Origin of the sequence: Mesorhizobium waimense (assembly GCF_003601975.1) — a bacterium.
GTDB classification, from domain to species: Bacteria; Pseudomonadota; Alphaproteobacteria; order Rhizobiales; family Rhizobiaceae; genus Mesorhizobium; species Mesorhizobium waimense.
This window is the reverse complement of record NZ_QZWZ01000001.1, coordinates 458,035-484,127: the sequence shown is the minus strand read 5'-3', so window position 1 is coordinate 484,127 and position 26,093 is coordinate 458,035. Positions and strand designations below refer to the sequence as shown.

The following is a 26,093-nucleotide window of genomic DNA, read 5'->3' as shown; positions in this document are numbered from 1 at the left end:
TGGGCGGATGGACCCGACCGCGCTTGAGCTTGGACCGCCGCAATGGCATCAGGGAGCTCAATTCGGAGAGAGTTCGGCATGAGCAAAGCGAAGGAAGTCATCGTCATCGGCGCCGGCATCATCGGCGCCTCAATCGCCTGGCATCTGGCCAAGGCCGGAGCGCGGGTGACTGTGATCTCAGATAGCGGCGCCGGCGGTGTCGCGACGCCGAATTCCTTTGCCTGGATAAATGCCAGCTGGGGCAATCCCGAAATCTATTTCCGGCTGCGTACGCGCGCCATGGCCGAATGGACAAGGCTGGCGAAGGACCTGCCCGGCCTGCCGCTTGCCTGGTGCGGCAGCATCTGCTGGGACATGCCGGTGGACAGGCTGGAAGCGCATGCCGCCGAGCATTCGTCCTGGGGCTATGGCGTCGAGCGTATCGGCCGGGAACAGGCGGCGCGCATCGAACCCAATCTCGTCGAGCCTCCTGATTTCGCTCTCCATGTCGCCGAGGAAGGCGTGGCCGAACCGGTCGCCACCGCGAAAGCGCTGCTGGCCGATGCCGAACGGCGCGGCGCGAAGATGATCGTCGGGGCCGTCACCGCCCTGGTGCACAGCAACGGCAAGGTCACCGGAGTGCAGATTTCCGGGCAGCGGATTGCCGCCGGCGAGGTGGTGATCGCGGCCGGCGCCGGCGCTCCGGCGATTGCCGAGACCGCCGGGATCAAGCTGCCGATCGAGACGCCAGCCGGCCTGATCGTGCACTCGCGCCCGTACCAAAAACTGCTCAACGGCCTGGTGATGGGTGAGCCGCTGCATATGCGCCAGACGCTGGAGGGCCGCATCATTGCCGGCTCCGATTTCGGCGGCGGCGATCCGGGCATGGACCCCGAAGCGACCGCACGGGATCTATTCGCGACGGCAAAGAGCATGCTGCGCGGCGCCGACGGGCTGGAGCTGGATTTTCACACGATCGGTTACCGACCAACGCCCATCGACGGCTTTCCAATCATCGGCCGCGCCGACGGTGTCGACGGCCTCTATGTTGCGGTCATGCATTCCGGCATCACGCTGACGCCGGCTGTCGGGCTTTTTGCCGCCCGCGAAATCCTCGACGGCGAGCGCGATCCGCTGCTGGCGCCGTACGGGCTTGGCCGCTTCGCTCAATAATTGGGCGGGCGGCGAAAGCCGCCGGTCAGCGGTTCGATTGCCTTGGCGATTCCGAGCAGCCGCGATTCCGACCAGCGCTTGCCGACCAGTTGCAGGCCGATGGGCAGGCCGTCGCGGTCCTGTCCGCACGGCAGCGACAGTGCCGGATGGCTGGAATAGTTGAAGACCGCGCCATAGGCCGGCAGCATCCAATAGTTTTGCTGCTTGCCATCGACCTCGATCTGCGTTCCCGGCTCGCAATGCGCAAAGGCAGTGCACATGGCGACCGGGCAGAGCAGCGCATCGCAGGTTTCGAAGAAGCGGTCCCAGGCGAGGATCGAGCGGTCGCGGCGGGCGAGCGCCTCGAACCAGCGCGAGAGCGGTGTCGGCTGCTCCGGTGCTTCGGGCTGCGCGGCCTCCAGCATCATGCCGATCAGTTCGCCGCCCTGTTCCAGATCGTCGTGCAGGTCGAGCTTCGGCAATACTGCTTCCTGGACGGTCGCGCCGGCCTGTTTGAGCTGCGCGGCAAGATTTTCGACGGCAGCGCTGATCTCGCCGGCCACCGGAAAACCGGGAAAGGACGACGCGAAGGCGATTCGAAGCGATTTGACATCAAGTCTCGGCATGGATTCGACCGGTACCGGCGCGAGGTCGGTGTCCGCTCCGTCCGGCCCGGCGATGATCTGGTAGATCAAAGCCAGGTCCTCGACGGTCCGCGCCAGCGGGCCCAGACAAGACATCAGCCGCACGCTGCGCGCAGCGCCGCCGGGATCGGGGAAGGCGCCGGCCAGCGAGATCCGGTGCTCGGTCGGCTTCAGGCCATAGACGCCACAGAAGCTGGCCGGCAGCCGGATCGAATCCTGCATGTCGGTGCCGATCTCGAACGGCGTCATGCCCGTTGCGACCGCCGCGGCCGCGCCGCCGCTGGAGCCACCGGCGGTGCGATCGAGGTTCCATGGGTTGCCGGTGCGGCCGAACAGCGGATTGTCCGACTGCCAATCACCCAGCATCGTCGCGACATTGGTCTTGCCCGCCAGAACGCCACCGGCGGCCTTAAGCCGTGCGACGACCGGGCTATCCTGTCTCGCGACATAGTCGGCAAAGGACGGAAAGCCGACCGTGGTTCTCATGCCTACCGTCTCATGCATGTCCTTCAGCGTGAACGGCACGCCATGCAGCGGGCCGAGGGCGTCGCCGCGCGCCAATGCTGCGTCGGCCTCTTTCGCGCGCTCGCGGGCCCCTTCCCGGTCAAGAATGACGACCGCGTTGATGGCCTGGTTGTGCGTGTCGATCTGCGCCAGATGCGCATCCAGCGCCTCGACTGCAGAGATTTTTCGCGCGGCGAACGCGGCGGCGAGTTCGATGGTGGAGGAAAAGGCGAGGTGCATGGCGAACGCTCCGGCTTGGCGGCGGCACTCCGCATCAACATGGCGGATCGCGGCGCGGCATCAAGCGGAGTTCAGCATTCGAGAACCGCTAATGCTTGATCGAAATTGCGCAGCATCCGGGGTGTTTGTTGAAGTCGGCGCTCTACGGCGCCCCTGTGGCCTGCCGGCCATCTCCCCACAGGTGGGGAGCTTGGATGTCACGACGGCTTTCGCCAATCTCCAACGTTGAAAGAATGGCGCAGCCAGCGAAGCTGCCAATCTCCCCCCAAGTGGGAGATGTCCGGCAGGACAGAGGGGGCGCGAAGGAATGCAACCTAGACTATTTCCTTGACTTAGACCGCCAGCGCCAGCTTGACGACGGCCGGCGCAAAAGCACGAATGATCATCCCATCGCCGGTCATCGTGACGAAGCTCGACGGCGGGATCGCTTGCCAGTCGCCGCCATCGCGATCGAAGGGCTCCGACACGATGCTGCGGCCGCCGCCATTGCGGAAAACCGATGTGTAGAGCGTCGGCGCGTGGGCGTCGGTCGCATAGCGCACGGCATAAAGCGCCTGCCCATCGGAAAAGGCGGCGGTGAGCCTCAAAGCCGGCTCAAGACCGGCGCGGTGGGAGGCTTCGATGACACGGCTGGTGGCGCGCGACACTGACCCTTGCGGGTCAGCCGAAAGACCCTCGTCGATCATCAAGAGAAAAAAGAGTTCGGAATCGGTGGTGCCCTCGCGCTGGTCGAAGACGGCGTCGGAGAGCGAATTCTCCAGCGCGCGGCGGATCTTTTCGAAGCCGCCGATTTGGCCGTTGTGCATGAACGACCAGTTGCCGGAGATGAACGGGTGGCAGTTCATGCGGCTGGTGGCGCCGCCGGTCGAGGCGCGCACATGGGCGAGGAACAGGCCGGATTTGATCTGCCGGCACAGGCTCTTCAGGTTGGGATCCGACCAGGCCGGCAGGATGTCGCGGTAGAGGCCGGGCTCGGGCCTGTCGCCATACCAGGCGAGACCAAAACCGTCGCCATTGGTCGGCGACTTGGCTTCCTGGGCGCAATGGCTCTGGGCGATCAGCGAGTGGCAGGGCGCCGTGATGATGTCTTCGAGGAAGACCGCTTCACCAAGATAGGCCGCCCACCGGCACATTCGCTTCTACCGTCCGTTATGCGCGATCCATCAGAGCCGCCGGCTCCTTGGTCGCGTGCGAGCCTCTGTTGTGCGTCCGCTCGTAGAGTTCGCGAACGATTCGGCTTGCCGTAGTCTCGAACAGAAACGGCAAGAAAGCGTGAACGAGGGCGGCCCCCGCAGCTATCGACAGGCGCGAGCAGAACCACGCGGCAAAAGCCATATGGCTGAAATAGCTCTCGCCCACCTTGGCCGGGTGCGAGGTGAAGAGCTTCGAAAGCTGCGTCATGGTGATCCCTCCTCCGGGATAAGCCCCGATGCTGGGTATCCTGCCACGAGGCTAAGGTTCATTAGTCTCAATTTGTCCTTGCCATTGACAACAATTTGGGACATTCATCCCAAAATGGTGCAGGAAATCGATGAAATAGACCGAAGACTGCTGGCCGAGCTGCAGCGCGACGGTACGCTGTCGGTCGACCAGCTCTCGGAAAGAGTGTCTTTGTCGCGCAATGCCTGCTGGAGGCGGGTCAAACGGCTGGAAGCGGATGGCGTCATCATCGGGCGGGTGGCGCTGGTCGACGCCGACAGGGTTGGATTGGGGCTATCGGTGTTCATCCTGATCCGCACCTCCAACCACGACCCCGACTGGCTGCAGAAATTTCGGGCAGCGGTGACCGGCTTTCCCGAGATCACCGGCGTCTACCGCATGTCCGGCGATCTCGACTATGTGCTGCGCGCCCGGGTCGCCGACGTCAAAGCCTATGACCGGCTCTACCAGCGGCTGATCGCCAAGGTGCCGCTGTCCGACGTCTCGGCCTCCTTCGTCATGGAGGAGATCAAGGAGACGACAATCGTGCCGGTGGAACTGCGCTGAAACGGAACCGTCGCAAAAGAAAGCCGTTGATAGCCTTGCGGCCGAGTTGACCGAATCGGGATTCGTGCCGATAGGAATGGCTTTATGCGCGCAGCCCTTTATCCCACTTCCGTCATCGGCCCCTCCGTCGGTTTCGTCAGGTTGCCACATGGCGAAGGTCTGCCGCTGCCAGCCTATGAAAGCGCGGGGGCCGCCGGCATGGATCTGCGCGCCGCGGTGCCGGACGACCGGCCGCTGCTGATCCTGCCCGGAAAACGCGCTTTGGTGCCGACCGGACTGATCCTGGAAATTCCGGAAGGCATGGAAGGCCAGGTTCGGCCGCGTTCGGGCCTTGCCTTCAAGCATGGGCTTACTGTCCTCAATTCACCGGGCACGGTCGACAGCGACTATCGCGGCGAGGTGAAGGTGCTGCTGATCAATCTCGGCGACGAGGATTTCGCGGTGACGCGCGGCATGCGCATCGCCCAGATCGTTTTTGCGTCCGTGACGCAGGCCGTGGTCGAAGAGCGCACATTGGCCGGCGGCACGGCGCGCGGCTCCGGCGGATTCGGGTCGACCGGCACCGCTTAATGGGAACACCTAAACTCGTCATTTTCGACTGCGACGGGGTGCTGGTCGACACAGAGAACCTGGCCAACCGGCGCCTTGCCGAATGGCTGAGCGGCGCCGGCTTCGCGACCACCTTCGAATATTGCCGCAAGCATTTCTCCGGCCGCAGCATGGCCTCGGTGCAGAAGGAGGTCGAGGCGACCGGCGTCAGCCTCGGCGCCGACTTCGTCGAGCGCTGGAATGCAGGCTTGCCGGACCTGTTCGCCCATGGCGTCGAGGCGATCCCTTATGTGCGCGAGTTCATCGAGAAAGTCCGGGCGGCCGGCATCGACTACTGCGTCGCCTCGTCGGCGCGGGTGTCGAAGATGCACATCACGCTTGGCCAGACCGGGCTCTTGCGGCTGTTCGAGCACGCCATGTTCTCTTCGACCATGGTCGGGCGCGGCAAGCCGTTTCCGGACCTGTTCCTCCATGCCGCGAAGACCATGGGCTTCGCGCCCGCCGACTGCATCGTCATCGAAGACAGCGTCGCCGGGACCGAGGCCGGCATTGCCGCCGGCATGCGCGTCTTTTCCTATCACGCCGATCCGTATTCCGACCCCGACGGCCTGGCCGAGGCCGGCGGCATCCTGTTCGACGACATGCGCGAGCTGGCGGGCCTGGTGCCGATCCACTGAGCTGAGTTTCAGCTCGGAGATCCGGCTGTGCGTTCTACAACTCCGTGCTAGCGTGCGCGCTCCCGAGGGGCGCTACTCCATGATCTCCATGCTCAATCGCTTGATCCTCGCTTGCCTGCTGCTGCCATGGCTTTGGACGACGGCGGTCGCGCAGTCTGTCAGCTTCCCGGATCTCGGCACTTCCATTCCCGGCCATCAGGATGTCACCTATCTCGACCTTGCCAGAATGATCATTCCGGATCTGAAGATGGGCACGGACGGCCTTTATGGTGGCCCCTTGCCGATCGAGATCCGCCACATCGAGGGTCCGGATAGCGGTGGCTCGCCACCGCCGACATCGAACCTTCCCAACGCCGCCGTGCTCGCCATCAAGGCCGGCGGCAAGGACCGGCTGACCATGCTGTTCGACCTAGGCGACTCTCCCGACAGTGCCGAGGGCTATGCCGTGCTGGCGCTCTACGACATCACCGGCAAGCCGGCCCTGCTCGACGCGGTCAATGTCGCTGTCGACCGCAGCACCTATTTCCGAGATCCCGGAAAACTGTCGATCGGTCCCGACGATGACGTCCTCATCACCATGAGCACGCATTTCAATTCGAACCAGGGCTATGTGGCCACGCCGCTGATCATGGTGCGCAACGACCGGTTCGAACCGATCGACATGATCTATACGTTCGACGAGAACCTTTGCGCCTACAGGCGCACGCAGAATGTGGCGTTACAGACCATTGCTGGCGGCCAGCCCTATGCGGCGATCAAGGTGACGGTCACCGAAGCCACGGTGCCGAGCGGCGAGAGCTGCGATGAGCCGCCACCCGAGGCCTCGTCGCACGATATCTCGGTCACCTACCATTGGGACAAGGTGACGTCGCGCTACGGGAAGGACTCTGACGCGTTCGAGCGTTTGTCAGCAGAGAATGCCAAACGCTTCTGAGCCAAACGCATTCGTTTGCCCGGCGGAAATCGGCACGATAGACTCCGCGTCACAATTCCGTATCTGAAGGAAGTCTCCATGGACAAAGGCAAGATCTTTCGCGACCTGCATGCCTCGACCTTCGTCATGCCCAACCCCTGGGATGTCGGCACGACGAAGCTTCTCGCCTCCTTCGGCTTCAACGCGCTGGCCACGACCAGCGCCGGCTTTGCCTTCTCGCGTGGCCTGCCGGACGGCGCGGTGACGTTCGACGCCATGATCCACCATTGCCGCGAGGTGACGGCGGCGACCAGCCTGCCGGTCTCGGCCGATCTCGAGCGCGGCAAGGGTGACAGCGCCGAGCGTGCGGCCGAAACCATCTTCGCGGCGGAGGCGGCCGGCCTTGCCGGCTGTTCGATCGAGGACCACACCGGCGATCCCGACAAGCCGATCTACGATTTTTCGCACGCGGTCGAGCGGGTCGCAGCAGCGGTCGAGGCGGCTCGGGCGCTGAAGCGCGATTTCGTCTTCACGGCGCGAGCAGAGAATTTCCTGTGGGGCAGGAACGACATTGACGATACGATCAAGCGGCTGCAGGCCTTCGAGAAGGCCGGAGCCGACGTGCTCTACGCGCCCGGGCTCGGCGATATCGAGACCGTGCGCACCGTGTGCTCGGCGGTGAGCACGCCGATCAATGTCATGGCGCGGCCGGGCTTCACCGTCGCCGACCTTGCCCAGGCAGGCGTCAAGCGGATCTCGCTCGGGCCGTGGCTGACCAATTTCGCCTTCGGCATGCTGGAGACGGCGGCGCGCGAAATCCAGCAGGACGGCACCTTCGGTTTCACCCGCTCGGCCATGCCGTTCGGCAAGCTGCAGGCGCTGTTTGGCAAGTCCGGCGAATGACGCTTACCGTCGTCGACATGCACACCGGCGGCGAACCGCTCAGGATCGTCACCGGCGGCTATCCGCAAATACCGAAAGGCACGATCCTGGAGAAGCGCGCCAATGTGCGCGACCATCTCGACCACTTGCGCAAGCTGCTGATCTTCGAGCCGCGCGGCCATTACGACATGTATGGCGCGCTTTTGGTCGAGCCGGACCTTCCGGGCGCCGACCTTGCGGTGCTGTTCATGCACAATGAGGGCTATTCGACCATGTGCGGTCACGCCATCATCGCGCTCGGCCGCTACGCCGTCGACGAGGGGCTGGTCGCCCGGCAGGAGCCGGTGACGACAGTCAACATCGAGGCGCCGTGCGGGCTGGTGGTCGCTTCGGTGGAGGTCAGGGACGGCAAGTCGGGCTCGGTGTCTTTCGAAAGCGTGCCGGCCTTCCTGTTTGCCCGCGACCAGCGGATCGAATTGCCTGGCCTGAGCACGATCGGCTTCGACATCGCCTATGGCGGCGCCTTCTATGCGCTCGCCGACTGCCGCCAGTTCGGGCTGGAATTCGGCCGTAGCCGCGTGCGCGATTTCGTCGATGCGGCCACGGTGCTGACCGAAAAGCTCAAGGCGGAATTTCCGCTGTCGCACCCCGACCATGCCGACCTTGCCTTCCTCTACGGCACAATCCTTACCGACGGGCAGGACGCGTTTTCCGGTGAGGCGACCAAAAACATCTGTGTCTTCGCCGAGGCCGAGGTCGACCGCTCGCCGACCGGATCGGGTGTGACCGCAAGATTGGCGGCGATGCATGCCAAGGGCCAGATCGCCATCGGCCAGACCAGAACCTTCGAGAGCATCGCCGGCTCGCGCTTTTCCGGCGCGGTGGCGCGGGTGGCCAAGGCCGGCCCGCATGAGGCGATCATCGCCCGCGTCGGCGGCCGCGCCTATTACTCAGGGCGCACCGAATTCATCGTCGAGCCGGACGACGAGTTGGGACGGGGCTTTCTGCTACGGTGAACTGAGGCGCGGTTATGCCGCCTCGCGTGCCGAAATCGCCTTGTGCAGATGCACCATGATGGCGGCGGCGAAGAGCGGCGTCACCAGGTTGAGCAGGGGCACGGCGAGGAAGGCGGCGATGACCAGCCCGGCCAGAAACACCGTGCCGGCATGTTTTCTGCGCAGGCCCTTGGCCTCCGCCTCCGGGCGAAAGCGCATGGCGGCGAATTCGAAGAACTCGCGCCCGAGCAGGTAGCCGTTGACGATGAAGAAGGCGGCGATGTTAATGCCCGGCACCAAAAGCAGCAGCAAGGCGACGATGTTGCCGAGTATGACGACGCCGAAGAATTTTATCGACAGCACCAGCGAGCGCAGCGCCGGCACGGCGCTTCCGGCCGCATCGCCGGGATAGTCGGTGCGCTCGACCACTTCGGCGACATCGTCGAGAAACAGGCCGGCGATGATGGCCGTCACCGGTGCGATGAGCAACGCCATCCCGAAGGCAAGGGCGATGGCGGCGATGATGCCGCTCAGCCATCCGGCCCAGGACGGCAGGCCGGGCAACAGCGCCTCGAACCACGGCAGGGCCAGCCAATCGACAAGACCCGTCAGACCGAACCACAGCGCGACCAGCGCCAGCAGGGTCAGCCCGAGCGTCTTCAGGAAAACCGCTCGGAATTCGGGAGAGAACAGCTGACTTAAGGCGGCGCGGGCAGCGTTGAGGATCACGGCGTTTCCAACCCCTTGAGACAGAACGGACATCTCCGAGATAGGCGGAGACCCGACAGGCCACAAGAGCGACTTACCTACCCGGCAAGTGCTGCCTTGCGAGCCGGGATGGTCATGGCCGCCACGCCGGCGACGACAAAGCCCATGCCGAGCCAGGCCGTCGAGCCGAGGCTCTCGCCGAGGAAGAGCGCGCCGATGCCGACTCCGATCGGCACGCGCAGATAGGCCTGCGACGTCGTGCCGACCGAACCCAGCGTGTGGATGAGGCGGAAAAAGATCGAGAAGGCGAGCGCGGTGGAAAAGACCGACAGTCCAAGCAGCGCAAGGATTGACGCGGTCGAGGGCGAAAGCGTCCAGGGTCGATCGAAGACAAGGCTCAAAGGGATGAGGATCGCCGCGCCGCAGATCATCGAGCCGGCGGCCGGCAGCATCGGGTCGAGCCCCTTGAAGTTGCGCCCGAAAATAGCGGCACCCGCGTAGCTGACGGTGGCGGCGATGACGGCAAGCTGCGCCCAGAGCTGATGGCCGAGGCCGCCCAGCGCCTCGGTACCGACGATGAGGCATATGCCGGCGATGCCGGCACCGACGCCGATCAGCTTGCGCAGCGTCACCGGCTCATGGCGGGTGATCAGCGCCGTCAGCAGGAAGGTGAAGATCGGCGAGGTCGCGTTGAGGATGGTGGCAAGGCCGGCATCGATGGAGCGTTCGGCTGCGGCAATCAGCGTGAACGGGACGACGCTGTTCAGGCAGGCCTGGAACATGAAACGACGCCAGGTCACCGCATCCCTCGGCAAAGCGAGGCCGCGCCAGCGGATGAGCGCGAGCAGGATGCCGCCGGCGATCAAAGTCCGCCCTGCGATGAAGGTCACTGGCGGGATCGTCTCGACGCCGACCTTGATGAAGGAGTAGGACGCACCCCAGAGCACGGCCAGCACGCCGAGCAGGGCCAGTTCGGTGGTCATGTCGGGCTTTGCGGGCATTGCTCGTTCGCACTTTCACAATTGATCGGACCGCTTCTAGCTCACGGCGCGGCGGAAATGTTTCGATCGCGATGCAACCATAGCCGTCATCGTCGCGGCCGACATGGTCCAGTTCGATGCGATGGCTGCCGCAGCCCCGGACATCATGGCCAAGCGGAAGCCGGCTTGGCGGAAATGCCGATTTTCGGGGTAGGCAAAGCGGCGGCAAATCGCTAGACCCGCGCGCGGCCGGCATGGCAGAAAGGCCGGTATTTGTTGGCGGAGATATTGATGCCGGACTATGACGTGCTTTGCATCGGCAATGCCATTGTCGACATCATCGCCCAGTGCGACGAGGGGTTCCTCGAGACCAACGGCATCATCAAGGGCGCGATGAACCTGATCGACACCAGGCGCGCCGAACTGCTCTACAGCCGCATGGGGCCGGCGATCGAGGCCTCCGGCGGCAGCGCCGGCAACACGGCGGCGGGCATCGCCAGCTTCGGCGGCCGCGCCGCCTTCTTCGGCAAGGTGTCGAACGACCCGCTCGGCGAAATCTACACCCATGACATCCAGGCCCAGGGCGTCGCCTTCGATACCAAACCGCTCGAGGGCGAGCCGCCGACGGCGCGTTCGATGATCTTCGTCACGCCGGACGGCGAGCGCTCGATGAACACCTATCTCGGCGCCTGCGTCGAGCTCGGCCCGGAGGACGTCGAGGCCGACAAGGCCTCGGGTGCTGCGGTCACCTATTTCGAGGGCTATCTGTGGGACCCTCCGCGCGCCAAGGAGGCGATCCGGCAGACCGCGCGGCTGGCGCATGCCGCCGGGCGCGAAGTGTCGATGACGCTTTCGGATTCGTTCTGCGTCGACCGCTACCGCGACGAGTTCCTCGACCTGATGCGATCGGGCACCGTCGACATCGTCTTCGCCAACAGCCACGAGATCAAATCGCTCTACCAGACAGCCTCCTTCGACGAGGCACTGGCCGCCATCCGCAAGGACTGCAAGATCGCCGCCGTCACCCGCTCGGAGAAGGGCTCGGTCATCGTGCGCGGCGACGAGACCGTTATCATCGAGGCGACGACGATCAAGGACCTGGTCGACACGACAGGCGCCGGCGACCTCTACGCCGCCGGTTTCCTCTATGGCTACACGACGGGACGCAGCCTGAAGGACTGCGGCGACCTCGGCTCGCTGGCGGCCGGGCTGGTCATCCAACAGATCGGTCCGAGGCCGCGGCAGAATTTGCGTCGCGAAGCCGAGCAGGCGGGGCTGCTATAGTCTCGTTGCGTCACCCCTGATAGGCATCAAAAGACGCCGCCTGTCGCGCGCCTGTCACAGAGCGCACATAGACGATGGATCCAGCTTGGTGGCCTGCGCGTCGGTAAGACGAATCGCCGGCAACGGTTTCTCGGCGGTGTTTCGCTCGAAGAGGGCTCCGGCGCCGATACGATCGACAGCTATGTTCCGCACGTCGTCGGCGGCGTGAAGTACAAGGGCGACTGGGGTGCGATCACCGCCGTCGGCGCTTACAACAGCAACGGGGAAGAATGGGCCGGCAAGGTTCGCCTCGACGTCAAGGCGACCTCCGACCTGACCTTGTTGGTGATGGGCGGCTACGGCAGCGACGACAACACGGCGACTAATTTCTACAAGCCATGGACCGGCAACTTCGCCGTCTGGGGCGGCGGCACCTACACGGTCAACAAGAAGGTCGCGCTCAACGCCCAGGTCTCCTACACCGACGCTGAGGACTTCGCCGTGGCGGCGAACGTCGCCTACACCATCGTTCCGGGCTACACGATCACCGCCGAAGTCGACTATTACGACAGTTTCGACGCGGACGACTCCGACGCGATCGGCGGCATCGTCCGCTTCCAGCGCTCGTTCTGATCGAAACCCGCAATCTCGACGGAAAGGCCCGCGGCAGACGCCGCGGGCCTTTTCATTTCGAGGACCGGGTGCGCCGCGGCGCCGTTGCGATGGGTGCGCCGCTCAGGCAGTGCGGCGATGCTTGCTGGCCGCAGGCTCCAGGGCGTCGGCCGTGACCAGCCGGTCGCGGCCACTTTTCTTGCCGACATACATCAGCCGGTCGGCCAGCGCGACGAGAGCGTCGCAATCGCCGGCCTCGGATGGATAGATGGCGACACCGACGGTGCAGCCGACCTGGATGTCGCCGTTCGGAGCCGGAACCTTGATGCGTAGCCGTTCCAGGACGCGTTCGGCGACCCGCACGGCCTTTTGCCTGGCCTGGTCCGCTTGCCCCGAAAACAGGAAGGCGAACTCATCACCACCGAGCCGCGCCACGAAATCGTCGCTGCGCAGGATGGAGCGAAGGTGGTTCGACACGCGCTGCAGCAGCGCGTCGCCGGCCTCGTGGCCGAGCGTGTCGTTGACCTCCTTGAACCGGTCGAGGTCGATGAACAGAAGGCCGGCCGCCTCGCCATTGCCGCCGCAGCGGGCCACCACCGATTTGAGTTCGTTGTGGAAAGCGCGCCGGTTGGGCAGGTCAGTCAACAGATCGTGGTTGGCCGAATGGTCGCTCTGCTGCTTGGCCAGCTCGATCTCGCGTTTTTGCGCGGACAGTTCTTCGTTGGCGACCTTCAGATCCTGCAGCAGTTGGGAGTTGAGGTCCTCGACAACCTTGCGATCGCTGATGTCGACGACGAAACCTTCCAGGAATTCTAGCTCGCCGGCATCGTCCCAGACACCGCCGCCGATCTCACGGACCCACAGCGGTTCGCCGACCTTCGGCACGATGCGATAGTCGACGTTCCAGTTGCGGCGCGCTTCGAGCGCGGCATCGACGGCGGCATAGACCGCGGCGAGATCATCCGGGTGGATGGCCGAGACATAGTCGCGCACGGCGTTGTGCACGAAATCAGTGGGCGGATAGCCGCTGACGGTGAGAACGCCGTCGCTGATATAGAGCATGGTGTAGGATTGATCGTTGCGGCAGCGGTAAAGATAACCGTCCATGCGGCCGGTGATGCTGAGCAGGGCGTCCAGCCGCTCGTCGTGGTAGGCCTCGTGGCCGACCGCCGATACAGAAACCCCGTCATGCTTCATGGCCGCATCCCCGTTTGGCGGTCTGAGCGCGCCGCAGATGCCGTTACGGCAAGTCGGCAAAGAGGTTCCTATATCAGCTGAGTATTATCAATCTCTTATGGGGAGGGGTCCGACGGCGTTCGGGCGCTGCCTCCCTCGAAAAGCCAAATCGTTGGCTTTTCGCCCGCTGCACGGACCGTTCGTCAAGCCCCCGCCGTATAGGCCGCGATCGCCGCCATGTTGACGATGTCTGAGTCCTTGGCGTTCAGCGAAACAATCTGCACCGGCTTGTTCAAGCCCACCAGCAGCGGACCGATGACGGTGGAGCCGCCGAGTTCCTGCAGCATCTTGGTCGAGATCGAGGCCGAGTGGAAGGCCGGCATGATCAGCACATTGGCCGGGCCGGTCAGGCGGATGAACGGATATTGCGCCATGGCGCGGGCGTTCAGCGCCACGTCGGCGGCCATCTCGCCGTCATACTCGAAATCGACGCGGCGCTTGTCGAGGATGCGCACCGCTTCCTGCACGCGCTCCGAGCGCTCGCCCTGCGGATGGCCGAACGTTGAGTAGGCGAGCATGGCGAGCCTTGGCTCGTAACCCATGCGGCGGGCAAAGCCGGCCGCCTCCTCGGCAATGTCGGCGATCTGCTCGGCATTGGGCATATCGTGCACGGCAGTGTCGGCGACCAGCACCGTCCTGCCCCGTGCCAGCACGATCGAGACACCGATGACGCGGTGGCCGGGCTTGGCGTCGATGATGCGACGGATGTCGTCGAGCGCGGTGGAATAGTTGCGGGTGACACCGGTGACGATGCCGTCGGCATCGCCAAGTGCCACCATGCAGGCGGCGAAATGGTTGCGGTCGTTGTTGATCAGGCGCTGGCAGTCGCGGAACAGGAAGCCTTTGCGCTGCATGCGCTCGTAGAGATAGTCGGTGTAGATGCCGTTGCGGCGCGACAGCCTGGCGTTGATGATCTCAATGCCTTGCTTGTTGAGCTCGATACCGGCGTGCTTGGCGTTCTCCTTGATGACGTCGTCGCGGCCGAGCAGGATGGCGGTGCCGAGCTTCTGGTTCACATAGGAGACGGCGGCGCGCATCACCTGCTCCTCCTCGCCCTCGGCGAAGACGATGCGTTTGGGCTGGCGACGCACGCGGTCGTAAATGCGCTGCAAGGTCGAAGCGATCGGGTCGCGGCGGGCCGAAAGCTCCTGCGCGTAGCGGTCGAGATCGAGGATCGGTTTGCGGGCGACGCCGGACTCCATCGCGGCCTTGGCGACCGCAAGCGGGATGGCCGCGATCAGGCGCGGATCGAACGGCACCGGGATGATGTAGTTGGGGCCGAATTTCGGCCGGTTGCCCTGATAGGCGGCGGCAACGTCGTCGGGCACGTCCTTGCGCGCCAGCTCGGCCAGCGCGCGCGCCGCGGCGATCTTCATCTCGTCGTTAATGGTGGTGGCTCTGACATCCAGCGCGCCGCGGAAGATGTAGGGGAAGCCGAGCACATTGTTGACCTGGTTCGGATAATCCGAGCGGCCGGTGGCCATGATGGCGTCGGTGCGGATCTCGGCTACTTCCTCCGGCGTGATCTCCGGATCGGGATTGGCCATGGCGAAGATGATCGGGTTCTTGGCCATCGACTGCACCATCTTGGTGGTCAGCGCGCCCTTGGCGGAGAGGCCGAGGAAAACGTCGGCGCCGTCCAGCGCCTCGGCCAGGCTGCGTGCCTCGGTCTTGACCGCATGCGCCGACTTCCACTGGTTCATGCCTTCGGTGCGGCCCTGGAAGACCACGCCCTTGGTGTCGCACAGGATGATGTTTTCGGGCGAAAAACCCATCGCCTTCATCAGCTCGATGCAGGCGATGCCCGCGGCACCGGCGCCGTTGCAGACCATCTTCGTGGTCTTCATGTCGCGGCCGGTGATCTCCAGCGCGTTGATCAGGCCGGCTGCCGAGATGATGGCGGTGCCGTGCTGGTCGTCATGGAAGACCGGGATGTCCATCAATTCGCGCAGGCGCTGCTCGATGATGAAGCATTCCGGCGCCTTGATGTCCTCGAGGTTGATGCCGCCGAAGGAGGGCCCGAGGAAGCGCACGCAGTTGATGAACTCGTCGGCATCCTCGGTATCGACTTCGAGGTCGATGGAATCGACATCGGCGAAGCGCTTGAACAGCACCGCCTTGCCTTCCATCACCGGCTTGGAGGCGAGCGCGCCGAGATTGCCAAGGCCGAGGATGGCGGTGCCGTTGGAGATGACGGCGACCATGTTGCCGCGCGTCGTGTAGTCGAAGGCGCGGCTGGGGTCCTCGGCGATGGCGCGCACCGGAACGGCGACGCCCGGCGAATAGGCGAGGCTCAGATCGCGCTGCGTCGCCATGGGTTTCGTGGCGACGATCTCCAGCTTGCCCGGGCGGCCCATGGCGTGGAATTCCAGCGCCTCCTGGGCGCTGACGGAGGGACCGCTGTTTTCGGTTTTCCTGGCCATGATGCTCTTGATTTCCTCACCGGTGCGGCACCCTTGAGATGGATGCCATGTTTTTGTGAGCTTCCGGATTAAGGCCACACGAGGACGCTGTAAACCGCCAAGCGATCCGGAAAAGCGCTTCCAGCATGTCGCGGCTGTTGGCGGTCCGGCGCCAGCGACAGCAGGTGCAGCCGCTTCTTCCCCTGCTTTTCGAGCCGCCGGCATTAAACCGCGCCATCACATCTGCTAGCGTGCCGGCATGAACTTGCACACGCCAACCGAGCCCGACGCCTCCGAGGCGATGACGCCTGCGCCCACTGCCGCGCCAGTCGGCGCCACGCCGATGATGGAGCAGTATATCGAGATCAAGGCGGCGAACCCGGATTCGCTGCTGTTCTACCGCATGGGCGATTTCTACGAGCTGTTCTTCGACGACGCCGAGAAGGCGAGCCGGGCGCTCGGCATCGTCTTGACCAAGCGGGGCAAGCATCAGGGCCTCGACATCCCGATGTGTGGCGTGCCGGTGCATGCGGCCGACGACTATCTGCAGAAGCTGATCGGCCAGGGATTCCGCGTCGCCGTCTGCGAGCAGATCGAGGATCCGGCGGAAGCCAAGAAGCGCGGCGGCAAATCGGTGGTGCGCCGCGACGTGGTGCGGCTGGTGACGCCCGGCACCATCACCGAGGACAAATTGCTGGCGCCGTCGGAATCGAGTTTCCTGATGGCGCTGGGGCGGGTGAAAGGTGGGGCCGCCGAGCATTCGTTTGCGCTGGCCTGGATCGAGATTTCGACCGGCGTTTTTCGCGTTGCCGAAACCACCGCCGACCGACTTTTGGCCGACGTGTTCCGCGTCGATCCGCGCGAGCTGATCGTCGCCGAACCGGTATTCTACGACCCCGAACTGAAGCCGGTGTTCGACGTCATCGGCCGCGTCGCCAGCCCGCAGCCGCCGTCGCTGTTCGATTCGGCCTCAGCCGCGGGGCGCATAGCCCGTTTCTTCGAGGTGGCGACGCCGGACAGTTTCGGCACGTTCTCGCGCGCCGAGCTGTCGGCGATCTCGGGCACTATTGCCTATGTCGAGAAGACGCAGAAGGCCGAGCGGCCGCCGCTGTCGCGGCCAGAGCGCGAGGAGCAGGGCTCGACGCTGTTCATCGACCCGGCGACACGCGGCAATCTGGAATTGCTGCGCACTTTGTCGGGCAGCCGCGAGGGCTCGCTGTTCAAGGCCATCGACCGCACGGTGACCGGCGGCGGCGCAAGGCTGCTGGCCGACCGGCTGATGGCGCCGCTGACCGACCCGGCGGCGATCGGGGCGAGGCTGGATTCGGTGTCGTTCTTCCTCTCCGAGACGCGGCTCTGCCAGGCGGTGCGGCCGAGCTTGAAGAGCGTCGCCGACATGCCGCGCGCGCTCTCCAGGCTGGCACTCAACCGCGGCGGCCCGCGCGATCTCGGCGCGCTGCGCGCCGGCTTCGAGGCCGCGGGCGCCATCGCCGAGATCTTTGCCGCGACCGCCCTGCCCCAGGAATTGGCGGCAGCGCTCACCGCCATCAAGGCGCTGCCGCGCGCGCTCTCAGAGCACCTCAGCCAGGCCCTCAGCGAGGAACTGCCACTCATCAAGCGCGACGGCGGCTTCGTGCGCGCAGACTATCATGCCGAACTCGACGAGATGCGGGCACTGCGCGACGAATCGCGAAAAGTGATCGCCGGGCTGGAGCGCTCGCTGATCGACGAAACCGGCATCCGCTCGCTGAAGATCCGGCACAACAATGTGCTTGGCTACTATATCGAGGTGACCGCCAATCACCATTCGATCATGACCGGCAGCGACGGTGCCAAGGCGCGCTTCATCCATCGCCAGACCATGGCCAATGCCATGCGGTTTACGACAACGGAGCTCGCCGAACTCGAGACAAAAATCGCCAACGCAGCCGACCGGGCGCTGAGCATCGAGCTTGCCACTTTCGACAGGCTGACGGCGGAAGTGGTGGGCGAAGCAGACAGCATCCGCGCCGGCGCCGAGGCGCTAGCCGTGCTCGACGTCTCGGCGGCGCTGGCGCTGCTCTCGGAAAGCGAGGCCTGGTGTCGTCCTGTGGTGGATTCCAGCCTTGCCTTCGATATCTCCGGCGGCCGGCATCCGGTGGTCGAACAGGCGTTGCGGCGCTCGGGCGAAGGACCGTTCGTCGCCAATGATTGCGACCTGTCGCCGGAAGGCGGCGCAAAGAACGGCGCGATCTGGCTGCTGACCGGTCCCAATATGGGCGGCAAATCGACTTTCCTTCGGCAGAACGCGCTGATCGCCATCCTTGCCCAGACCGGCTCGTTCGTGCCGGCACAAAGCGCCCATATCGGCGTCGTCGACCGGCTGTTTTCGCGTGTCGGCGCCTCGGACGATCTGGCGCGCGGACGCTCGACCTTCATGGTCGAGATGGTCGAGACGGCGGCGATCCTCAACCAGGCCGGCGAACGCGCGCTGGTGATCCTGGATGAAATCGGCCGCGGCACCGCCACCTTCGACGGCTTGTCGATCGCATGGGCGGCGGTCGAGTATCTGCATGAGAAGAACCGCTGCCGGGCGATCTTCGCCACCCATTTCCACGAGATGACGGCGCTGGCCGGCAAGCTGCCGCGGCTGCACAACGTCACCATGCGGGTCAAGGAATGGGAAGGCGACGTGGTGTTCCTGCACGAGGTCGGCAAGGGTGCAGCCGACCGCTCCTACGGCGTCCAGGTGGCGCGGCTCGCCGGCCTGCCGGACGCGGTGGTCGGCCGGGCCAAGGAAGTGCTGCACCAGCTGGAAGAAGGCGAGGTTTCGGGCAAGGCCAACCGGCTGGTCGACGACCTGCCGCTGTTTTCGGTGGCGGTGAAGCGGGAGGCACAGAAGCCGGTGAAGAACGATGCGCTGGGCGAGGCGCTCGGCGCGATCAATCCCGATGAAATGACGCCGCGCGAGGCGCTGGAGGCGCTATACCGGCTGAAGGGGATGGCAGGAAAGTAAGAGCTGCGTCGCCGAAGCTGCCGCTCAGATCATCTCCAGCCCGCGCTTGCGCGTCGGTGGCGGGAAGGCGCGGTCGAGCTCGGCGATATCCTCTGAACTCAGCTTGATGTCGAGCGCGGCGGCGTTCTGGCGCACATGCTCCTGCCTGGTCGCCTTCGGAATGGCGATGACGCCCGGCTGCGCCATCACCCAGGCAAGGGCGATCTGCGCCGGCGTGGCATTGTGGCGATCGGCGATGGCGTCGAGCCTGGCATTGCGCGCCAAGGCGCCCTGTTCGACAGGCGAATAGGCCATCAGTGGGATGCCGCGTTTGCGGCTCCACGGCGCGAGGTCGAATTCGGGGCCGCGCCGCGACAGATTGTAGAGCACCTGGTTGGTCTGGACATCGCCGCCGGCAGGCAGGCCGACCAGTTCCTCCATCTCGTCGGTGTCGAAGTTGCTGACGCCCCAGTGGCGGATCTTGCCGGCCTTTTTCAGCGCCTCGAACACCTCGACCGTCTCCGCCAAAGGCACGCTGCCCGGCCAATGCAAGAGATAGAGATCGATGCGGTCGGTCGCGAGGCGTTTCAGGCTGCTCTCGCAGGCCCGCTGGACGCCGGCGCGCGAGGCGTTGGACGGCAGCACCTTGGAGACCAGGAAGGTCTCGTCACGGCGCCCGGCAATGGCCTCCGCCACCACCTCCTCGGCGCCGCCGCTGGCATACATTTCGGCGGTGTCGATCAGCGTGACGCCAAGGTCCAGCCCGAGCTGAAGCGCCTTCACCTCATCGGCACGGCGACGTGCGTCCTCGCCCATTTTCCAGGTGCCCTGGCCGAGCACGGCAACGGCTTCGCTTGAGGGCAGAGTGGTGGTTCTGATCGTTGACGGCATGGCGTGCTCCACTTGGTGCCGGATCGCAGCACAGGCGAGGCGGGAAATCCAGACGAAAGTCTTTTCCGAACGTTCGCGGTTACGCCTGCTGCTATTTTACCGGATGGGCGGCGAGCCAGGCCTGCATCTCTTTGATCTCGGCTTCCTGCGCTGCGATGACGCCTTCAGCCAGCTTGCGGATTTCCGGGTCCTTGCCGTTGGCCAGCTCGACCTTGGCCATGTCGATCGCGCCTTGATGATGCGGGATCATGCCGCGGACGAAATCGACGTCGGCATTGCCGGTACTTTCGATCGCCATCATGTCGGCGTGCATCTTGTCCATCGCCGCCTTGTAGCCGGCGCTCGAAGGGCTGTCGGCGCCCATCGCCATGCCGGACATGTCGTGCTTCATCTCCTCGGACTGTGCAGGAACGCTTTCGAGGAACACCGCGAGCAGCATTCCGGCCGCCATCAGCAAAAGCACAATCTTCTTGGCCAAATTCATCCGTGATCTCCTGTTGAATGGAATGTCGTATTGGGAGGTTTGCTCAGAGTTTCAACGTTCTCAGCCGCAAGGCATTGGCGATAACCGAGACCGAGGACAGGCTCATGGCCGCCGCCGCCAGCATCGGCGACAAAAGCGTGCCGGTGAGCGGATAGAGCACGCCGGCCGCGACCGGCACGCCGAGCACGTTGTAGAGGAAGGCGAAGAACAGGTTCTGGCGAATGTTGCGGATCGTCGCCTGGGCGAGCGTACGCGCCCTGACGATGCCGTTGAGGTCGCCCTTGACCAGGGTGATTCCGGCGCTTTCGACCGCGACATCGGCGCCGGTGCCCATGGCGATGCCGACATCGGCGACAGCGAGCGCAGGCGCATCGTTGACGCCGTCGCCGGCCATGGCGACACCGGCGCCTTTCGAGCGCAATTCCTCGACAAGTACCGCCTTCTGTTCCGGCAGCAGGCCGGCGCGAACCTCGTCGATGCCGAGCTTGCCGGCGATAGCCTTGGCCGTGCGTTCGTTGTCACCGGTCGCCATGATGATCCTCAAGCCCCTGTCATGCAGCGCCTTGATCGCCTCCGCTGTCGTCGCCTTGACCGGATCGGCGACGGCGACGATGCCCGCCAGCCTTTTGCCCACGGCAACGAACATCACAGTCTTGCCGTCCGTTTGCAGCGCCGTTGCCCGTTCACCGAGCGGCGCTGTGTCGATGCCGAGATCGGCCATCATCGCCGCATTGCCGAGCGCAACTTTGCTGCCCGACACCGTGCCGGAAACACCCTTGCCGGTGACCGCCTCGAAATCGCTGGCGTCAGCGACCTTCAGGCCCCGTTCGCCGGCACCATCGACAATGGCCTCGGCCAGCGGATGCTCCGAACCTTTTTCAAGGGCGGCGGCGAGCTCCAGCAATTCATTATCGGCCATGCCTTCGGCGGCGACAACATCGGTCAATCGCGGCCGGCCCTCGGTCAAGGTACCGGTCTTGTCGACGATCAGCGTATCGACCGAGGCAAAGCGTTCGAGCGCCGCGGCTTCCTTGATCAGCACGCCGGCATGGGCGCCGCGCCCGGTCGCGGTCATGATCGACATCGGCGTCGCCAGGCCAAGCGCGCAGGGACAGGCGATGATCAGCACCGACACCGCCGAGACAATGGCGAAGATCAGGCTGGGCTCGGGACCGAGGATTGCCCATGCGACGAAGGCGATGATCGCGACCAGCACGACGGCCGGCACGAAATAGAAGGAGACGCGATCGGCCAGCCCCTGGATCGGCGCGCGCGAACGCTGCGCCTTGGCGACGAGCTCGACGATACGGGCCAGCGTGGTCTCGGCACCGATCCGCTCGGCACGCATGATCAGCGTGCCATTCTTGTTGAGCGTGCCGCCGGTCAGGGCATCGCCTTCGGTCTTTTCGACCGGCAGCGGCTCGCCAGATATCATCGATTCGTCGACCGAGGAGCGGCCTTCGAGCACGGTGCCGTCGACCGGCACGGCATCGCCGGGGCGAATGCGCAGCCGGTCACCGGCCTTGACCGTGTCGAGCGGCACGTCGGTCTCGGAGCCTTCCGCGCCAATCAGCCTAGCCGTCTTCGGCGTCAGGTCGAGCAGGGCGCGGATCGCCGAGCCGGTCTTTTCACGGGCGCGCAATTCGAGAACCTGGCCAAGGAATACCAGCGCGACGATGACGGCAGCGGCCTCGAAATAGACCGGGACAGTACCGCCGTGGCCGCGGAACTGATGCGGAAAGAGATCCGGAAACAGCGTGGCGACGACGCTGTAGAAGTAGGCGGCGCCGACGCCCAGCGAAATCAGCGTCCACATGTTGGGGCTGCGATTGAGGACCGACTGCCAGCCGCGATGGAAGAAGGGGAATGCCGCCCAGAGCACCACCGGGCTCGCCAGCGCCAGTTCCAGCCAGGTCTTCATTCGATCGTCGATGAGGCTTTCGAAGCTCAGGCCGAGCATCGGCGCCATGGCGATGACGAGCAAGGGCAAGGACAGCACTGCGCTGACGCAGAAGCGCCTGGTGAAATCCACCAGTTCCGGGTTCGGCCCCGCGTCGCCGGTCGGCACGCCCATCGGCTCCAGCGCCATGCCGCAGATCGGGCAGGCACCGGGCTTGTCGCGAATGATTTCGGGATGCATCGGGCAGGTGTATTGCGTGCCTTTCGGCATCGCCTGCGGCGCGGGCCTGTCGCCGAGATATTTCGCCGGCTCCGCCTCGAACTTCGCCTCGCAGCCGGCGGAACAGAAATAGAAGCTCTGGCCTTCGTGGCGAAGAAAGTGCCTGGCGGTGGCGCGGTCGACGCTCATGCCGCATACGGGATCGGTGGCCGTCAGGTATTTTTCCGGCTCGGCGACGAATTTCGCGCGGCAGCGCTCGCTGCAGAAATGGCGAACCTGGCCGCCATGCTCGGCCATCGGCTTGCCAGCGGCCGGATCGACGGTCATGCCGCAGACTGGATCGCGGATGACGGGTGCCGCGCCTGGCGCGGCACCTTTCGCGGAGCAGCAGCCGCCAGCGTGCGCGTGGTGATCATGGTCGGATTGGGCCATCGGGAATGCCTTTTATGTGTCGATCTGGTGCGGAGGTAGGGCTTCCAGTAACTGGAAGGTCAAGGGCCAGTTTCGACTTTCATGCCGAGGCACGGTCCAAATCGCATTTTCGAGAAATACCGCTCGCGATTGCGCCCATATGCTATGGACGCCGACTTCCCGCAATCGCATCGATCCCCGCTCAAAGAAGTGTCTGGTCATCAAGCTCGATCGGTCCCGGGACCGGCTTGCCCACATGACGGCGGAGCTGGCCCGCATCGGCGTTGCGTTTGAACGGGTTGCGGCGATCGATGCGCGCAACCATCTGACATGGCCGGAGCGCCAAACAGGAATTCTTTTGCGTCGAACTTGTCCGATGCCGAGATCGCTTGCTTTCTGAGCCACATTGCATGCTGGCGCATTGTCGCTGAAGGCAATGATGTCTACGCCGCAATCCTTGAGGACGAAGTGCTGATTTCAGCCGCGGCCCGCCAATTGTTTGCCGACAGCGACTGGACCATTCCGTGTCCAGGCTCCCGGGGGCGCATCTCGGCACTGCGGGCTATATCGTTTCGAAACAGGCCGCGCGTGTTCGACCGCCCCATACCCAGCACCGCGAAAACACGCTATAGACGCCGCCAAAAAGGCGAGACCGACCTCCGCATATGGCAAAAATATCCCTGAAACTCGACGAGCTGATCGACGGCGACGCCTTGCGCCGCGAGGTGACGGCACTGACCGCGGCAACGGCCGGCGACGGTTCCGGCCAGGCCATTCGGGGCCGTGTCCTCCAGCTGCTCAAGGGCCGGCTCGCCGACGGCCGCAAGGTCGCCGAGACCATGCTGAAGGACGACGGCGGCGGCACCGCCTGCGCCGCCCGGCTGTCGCATCTCATGGACGAGCTCATCCGCGCGCTTTACGATTTCGCCGCGACCTATGTCTACCGCGTCAAGAACCCGTCTTCGGCCGAACGCATGGCCGTGGTCGCGGTCGGCGGCTATGGCCGTGGCACGCTGGCGCCGGGCTCCGATATCGATCTTCTGTTCCTGCTGCCCTACAAGCAGACGCCGTGGGGCGAGCAGATCGTCGAGTACATGCTCTACATGCTGTGGGATCTCGGCCTGAAGGTCGGCCACGCCACCCGCAACATCGACGAGTGCCTGAGGCTGTCGCGTACCGACATCACCATCCGCACCTCGATCCTGGAAGCGCGTTTCCTGTGGGGCGAGCTGAAACTCTATGACGAGCTCCTGCTGCGCTTCGACCACGAGGTGGTGCGCACGACGGGGCCCGAATATGTGCAGGCGAAGCTTGCCGAGCGCGACGAACGCCATGCCAAGGCCGGCGAAAGCCGCTATCTCGTCGAACCCAATGTCAAGGACGGCAAGGGCGGCCTGCGCGACCTGCAGACCCTGTTCTGGATCGCCAAGTACTTTTACCGCGTGCGCACCGGCGCGGAACTGGTCGACAAGGGTGTCTTCACCGAAGCCGAATACCGCGAATTCCAGAAAGCCGAGGATTTTCTCTGGGCGGTGCGCTGCCACATGCATTTCCTCACCGGCAAGCCGGAAGAGAGACTGCATTTCGACATCCAGCGCGAGATCGCCGAGCGGCTCGGCTACACCACCCATCCAGGCCTGTCGGCGGTCGAGCGCTTCATGAAGCACTATTTCCTCGTCGCCAAGGACGTGGGTGATCTGACCCGTATCTTCTGCGCGGCGCTGGAGGAGGAACAGGCCAAGCATGTGCCGGGCTTCAACCGTATCTTCCTCACCTTCTCGCGCCGCAAGCGCAAGCTCGCCGGCACGTCGGATTTCATCATCGACAACCACCGCATCAACGTCGCCGACGACATGGTGTTCGAGCGCGATCCGGTCAACCTCTTGAGGCTGTTCTGGTTCGCCGACAAGCATGGGCTGGAGTTCCACCCCGATGCGCTCAAGCTGCTCACCCGCTCGCTCGGCCTGGTCAACAAGTCGCTGCGACGCGACGAGGAGGCCAACCGGCTGTTCCTCGACATCTTGACCTCGGATCGCAATGCCGAGCTCAACCTCAGGCGCATGAACGAGGCGGGGCTGCTCGCCAAGCTGATCCCGGACTTCGGCAAGATCGTCGCCATGATGCAGTTCTCGATGTACCACCATTACACAGTGGACGAGCACCTGATCCGCTGCATCGGCGTGCTGGCCGAGATCGAGCGCGGCGACGGCGAGAAGGTGCATCCGCTGTCCCACACGCTGATGCCCGGACTGAAGAAAAGCCGCGCGGCGCTCTATGTGGCGGTGCTGCTGCACGACATCGCCAAGGGACGCCTGGAGGACCATTCGGAGGCCGGCGCGCGCATCGCGCGGCGCATCTGCCCGCATATGGGGCTTTCGGCGGCCGACACCGAAACCGTCGCCTGGCTGGTCGAGAACCACCTCGTGATGTCGATGACGGCGCAAACGCGCGACCTCAACGACCGCAAGACGATCGAGGATTTTGCCTCGATCGTGCAGTCGGTCGAGCGGCTGAAACTGCTGCTGATCCTGACCGTCTGCGACATCAGAGGCGTCGGGCCGGGTGTGTGGAACGGCTGGAAGGGCCAGTTGCTGCGCACGCTCTACTACGAGACCGAGCTGCTTTTGACCGGCGGCTTCTCGGAAGTGTCGCGGGCCGAGCGCACTGCCGCCGCGCGCGAGCGGCTGGCCGAGGCGCTGGCCGATTGGCCGGCCAAGGACCGCAAGCGCTATGTCGCCCAGCATTACGAAAATTATCTGCTGACAGTGGACCTCGCCGACCAGCTGCGCCACGCCGAATTCGTCCGCGAGGCGGACGCGGCAGGCAAGAAGCTCTCCACCATGGTCAAGACCCACCAGTTCGAGGCGGTGACCGAGATCACCGTTCTGGCACAGGACCATCCGCGCCTGCTGTCGGTGATTGCCGGTGCCTGCGCCGGGGCCGGCGGCAACATCGTCGACGCGCAGATCTTCACCACCTCCGACGGCCGCGCGCTGGATACCATCCTGATCTCGAGGGAATTCGACCTCGACGAGGATGAGCGCCGCCGCGCCGAGCGCGTCGGCCGATTGATCGAGGACGTGCTGTCGGGCAAGAGCTGGCTGCCCGAAATGATCGAGAAGCGCACCAAGCCCCGGCGCGGCGCCAAGGTCTTCCGCATTCCGCCGCGGGCCGAAATCCGCAACGCGCTGTCGAACCGCTTCTCGGTGATCGAGATCGAGGGGCTGGACCGGCCGGGCCTGCTGTCGGAGATCACCGGCGCGCTGTCGGATCTGTCGCTCGACATCGCTTCGGCGCACATCACCACTTTTGGCGAGAAGGTCATCGACACCTTCTATGTCACCGACCTCACGGGACAGAAGATCGACAGCCCGACGCGTACGGCCACCATCCACAAAAGGCTGATCGAGACCCTCGAAGGCACAGCTCCCGAGCGCAACGGCAAGGCCAAGGCGGCCGCCGAGTGAGGATCACCATCACTTTGTCCCATTC

Annotated in this window: 23 protein-coding genes; 12 read left to right on the top strand and 11 right to left on the bottom strand. The window is 64.7% G+C overall.

Annotated elements, in window-relative coordinates; translation table 11 throughout:
* The first annotated feature begins 78 nt into the window (after window positions 1-78).
* Window positions 79-1,152, top strand: a complete 1,074-nt coding sequence (locus tag D3227_RS02295) for an NAD(P)/FAD-dependent oxidoreductase (protein WP_120012040.1) — start codon at window positions 79-81, stop codon at window positions 1,150-1,152.
* On the opposite strand, the gene D3227_RS02290 is transcribed toward D3227_RS02295, so the two are convergent.
* The 3 genes from D3227_RS02290 to D3227_RS02280 form a co-directional block, all read right to left on the bottom strand.
* A complete protein-coding gene (locus D3227_RS02290) occupies window positions 1,146-2,519 on the bottom strand; it encodes an amidase (protein WP_120012039.1) in 1,374 nt (457 codons plus the stop codon). The genes D3227_RS02295 and D3227_RS02290 overlap by 7 nt on opposite strands.
* A 332-nt stretch (window positions 2,520-2,851) precedes the next feature.
* On the bottom strand, window positions 2,852-3,652 hold the full coding sequence (locus tag D3227_RS02285) for a class II glutamine amidotransferase (RefSeq protein ID WP_120012038.1): 801 nt from the start codon (window positions 3,650-3,652) through the stop codon (window positions 2,852-2,854).
* Between the two features lie 16 nt (window positions 3,653-3,668).
* Window positions 3,669-3,920 (bottom strand): DUF6356 family protein, encoded by a 252-nt coding sequence (locus tag D3227_RS02280; protein ID WP_120012037.1) that lies wholly within the window; start codon window positions 3,918-3,920, stop codon window positions 3,669-3,671.
* Window positions 3,921-4,034: 114 nt separating this feature from the next.
* On the opposite strand from D3227_RS02280, the gene D3227_RS02275 reads away from it, so the two are divergent.
* The 6 genes from D3227_RS02275 (at window position 4,035) to D3227_RS02250 (ending at window position 8,542) form a co-directional block, all read left to right on the top strand.
* Entirely contained in the window at window positions 4,035-4,505 is a 471-nt protein-coding gene (locus D3227_RS02275; protein WP_120012036.1) for an Lrp/AsnC family transcriptional regulator, read from the top strand.
* A gap of 84 nt (window positions 4,506-4,589) precedes the next feature.
* Window positions 4,590-5,075, top strand: coding sequence for a dUTP diphosphatase (gene dut, locus D3227_RS02270; protein WP_120012035.1), 486 nt, complete (start codon window positions 4,590-4,592; stop codon window positions 5,073-5,075).
* Window positions 5,075-5,731, top strand: a complete 657-nt coding sequence (locus tag D3227_RS02265) for an HAD family hydrolase (protein ID WP_120012034.1) — start codon at window positions 5,075-5,077, stop codon at window positions 5,729-5,731. Before dut ends, D3227_RS02265 begins: the two co-directional genes overlap by 1 nt.
* A 79-nt stretch (window positions 5,732-5,810) precedes the next feature.
* Window positions 5,811-6,665: a hypothetical protein gene (locus D3227_RS02260; protein ID WP_120012033.1), complete on the top strand. Its 855-nt coding sequence runs from the start codon at window positions 5,811-5,813 to the stop codon at window positions 6,663-6,665.
* 78 nt (window positions 6,666-6,743) lie between these two features.
* Window positions 6,744-7,547, top strand: coding sequence for an isocitrate lyase/PEP mutase family protein (locus D3227_RS02255; protein ID WP_120012032.1), 804 nt, complete (start codon window positions 6,744-6,746; stop codon window positions 7,545-7,547).
* Window positions 7,544-8,542, top strand: a complete 999-nt coding sequence (locus D3227_RS02250) for a proline racemase family protein (protein WP_120012031.1) — start codon at window positions 7,544-7,546, stop codon at window positions 8,540-8,542. Before D3227_RS02255 ends, D3227_RS02250 begins: the two co-directional genes overlap by 4 nt.
* A 12-nt stretch (window positions 8,543-8,554) precedes the next feature.
* On the opposite strand, the gene D3227_RS02245 is transcribed toward D3227_RS02250, so the two are convergent.
* Together D3227_RS02245 and D3227_RS02240 are read right to left on the bottom strand one after the other, a co-directional pair.
* A complete protein-coding gene (locus tag D3227_RS02245) occupies window positions 8,555-9,250 on the bottom strand; it encodes a sulfate transporter family protein (RefSeq protein ID WP_120012030.1) in 696 nt (231 codons plus the stop codon).
* Window positions 9,251-9,327: 77 nt separating this feature from the next.
* Window positions 9,328-10,230 (bottom strand): DMT family transporter, encoded by a 903-nt coding sequence (locus D3227_RS02240; protein ID WP_120012029.1) that lies wholly within the window; start codon window positions 10,228-10,230, stop codon window positions 9,328-9,330.
* Between the two features lie 270 nt (window positions 10,231-10,500).
* On the opposite strand from D3227_RS02240, the gene D3227_RS02235 reads away from it, so the two are divergent.
* Together D3227_RS02235 and D3227_RS02230 are read left to right on the top strand one after the other, a co-directional pair.
* A complete protein-coding gene (locus tag D3227_RS02235) occupies window positions 10,501-11,493 on the top strand; it encodes an adenosine kinase (protein WP_120012028.1) in 993 nt (330 codons plus the stop codon).
* 51 nt (window positions 11,494-11,544) lie between these two features.
* On the top strand, window positions 11,545-12,105 hold the full coding sequence (locus D3227_RS02230) for a porin (protein ID WP_120012027.1): 561 nt from the start codon (window positions 11,545-11,547) through the stop codon (window positions 12,103-12,105).
* A gap of 102 nt (window positions 12,106-12,207) precedes the next feature.
* Here the strand turns inward: D3227_RS02230 and D3227_RS02225 are convergent, their stop codons facing one another.
* Window positions 12,208-13,281: a sensor domain-containing diguanylate cyclase gene (locus D3227_RS02225; protein ID WP_120012026.1), complete on the bottom strand. Its 1,074-nt coding sequence runs from the start codon at window positions 13,279-13,281 to the stop codon at window positions 12,208-12,210.
* A 182-nt stretch (window positions 13,282-13,463) separates the two neighbouring features.
* Complete coding sequence (locus D3227_RS02220; RefSeq protein ID WP_006206878.1) at window positions 13,464-15,743, bottom strand: NADP-dependent malic enzyme; 2,280 nt, start codon at window positions 15,741-15,743, stop codon at window positions 13,464-13,466.
* Window positions 15,744-15,981: 238 nt separating this feature from the next.
* Here D3227_RS02220 and mutS point away from each other — a divergent pair, with 238 nt between their 5' ends.
* Entirely contained in the window at window positions 15,982-18,717 is a 2,736-nt protein-coding gene (gene mutS, locus D3227_RS02215) for a DNA mismatch repair protein MutS (RefSeq protein ID WP_120012025.1), read from the top strand.
* Window positions 18,718-18,741: 24 nt separating this feature from the next.
* Here mutS and D3227_RS02210 read toward each other — a convergent pair whose 3' ends face one another.
* The 4 genes from D3227_RS02210 to D3227_RS43675 all read right to left on the bottom strand — a co-directional run bounded on the left by D3227_RS02210 (window position 18,742) and on the right by D3227_RS43675 (window position 22,926).
* Window positions 18,742-19,587, bottom strand: coding sequence for an aldo/keto reductase (locus D3227_RS02210; protein WP_120012236.1), 846 nt, complete (start codon window positions 19,585-19,587; stop codon window positions 18,742-18,744).
* Between the two features lie 91 nt (window positions 19,588-19,678).
* Window positions 19,679-20,071 carry a CopM family metallochaperone gene (gene copM / locus D3227_RS02205; protein WP_120012024.1) on the bottom strand — a complete coding sequence of 131 codons (393 nt, stop codon included), beginning with the start codon at window positions 20,069-20,071 and terminating at the stop codon, window positions 19,679-19,681.
* A 43-nt stretch (window positions 20,072-20,114) separates the two neighbouring features.
* Window positions 20,115-22,622, bottom strand: coding sequence for a heavy metal translocating P-type ATPase (locus D3227_RS02200; RefSeq protein ID WP_120012023.1), 2,508 nt, complete (start codon window positions 22,620-22,622; stop codon window positions 20,115-20,117).
* A gap of 181 nt (window positions 22,623-22,803) precedes the next feature.
* Window positions 22,804-22,926 (bottom strand): hypothetical protein, encoded by a 123-nt coding sequence (locus tag D3227_RS43675; protein ID WP_281034888.1) that lies wholly within the window; start codon window positions 22,924-22,926, stop codon window positions 22,804-22,806.
* Between the two features lie 5 nt (window positions 22,927-22,931).
* Here D3227_RS43675 and D3227_RS42550 point away from each other — a divergent pair, with 5 nt between their 5' ends.
* Both D3227_RS42550 and D3227_RS02190 read left to right on the top strand, forming a co-directional pair.
* Window positions 22,932-23,285 (top strand): glycosyltransferase family 25 protein, encoded by a 354-nt coding sequence (locus D3227_RS42550; RefSeq protein WP_245451619.1) that lies wholly within the window; start codon window positions 22,932-22,934, stop codon window positions 23,283-23,285.
* The gene (locus D3227_RS02190; RefSeq protein WP_120012022.1) at window positions 23,267-26,068 is read left to right on the top strand and encodes a [protein-PII] uridylyltransferase; all 2,802 of its coding nucleotides are present in this window, start codon (window positions 23,267-23,269) and stop codon (window positions 26,066-26,068) included. The genes D3227_RS42550 and D3227_RS02190 overlap by 19 nt, the downstream gene beginning before the upstream one ends.
* Window positions 26,069-26,093 lie beyond the last annotated feature (25 nt).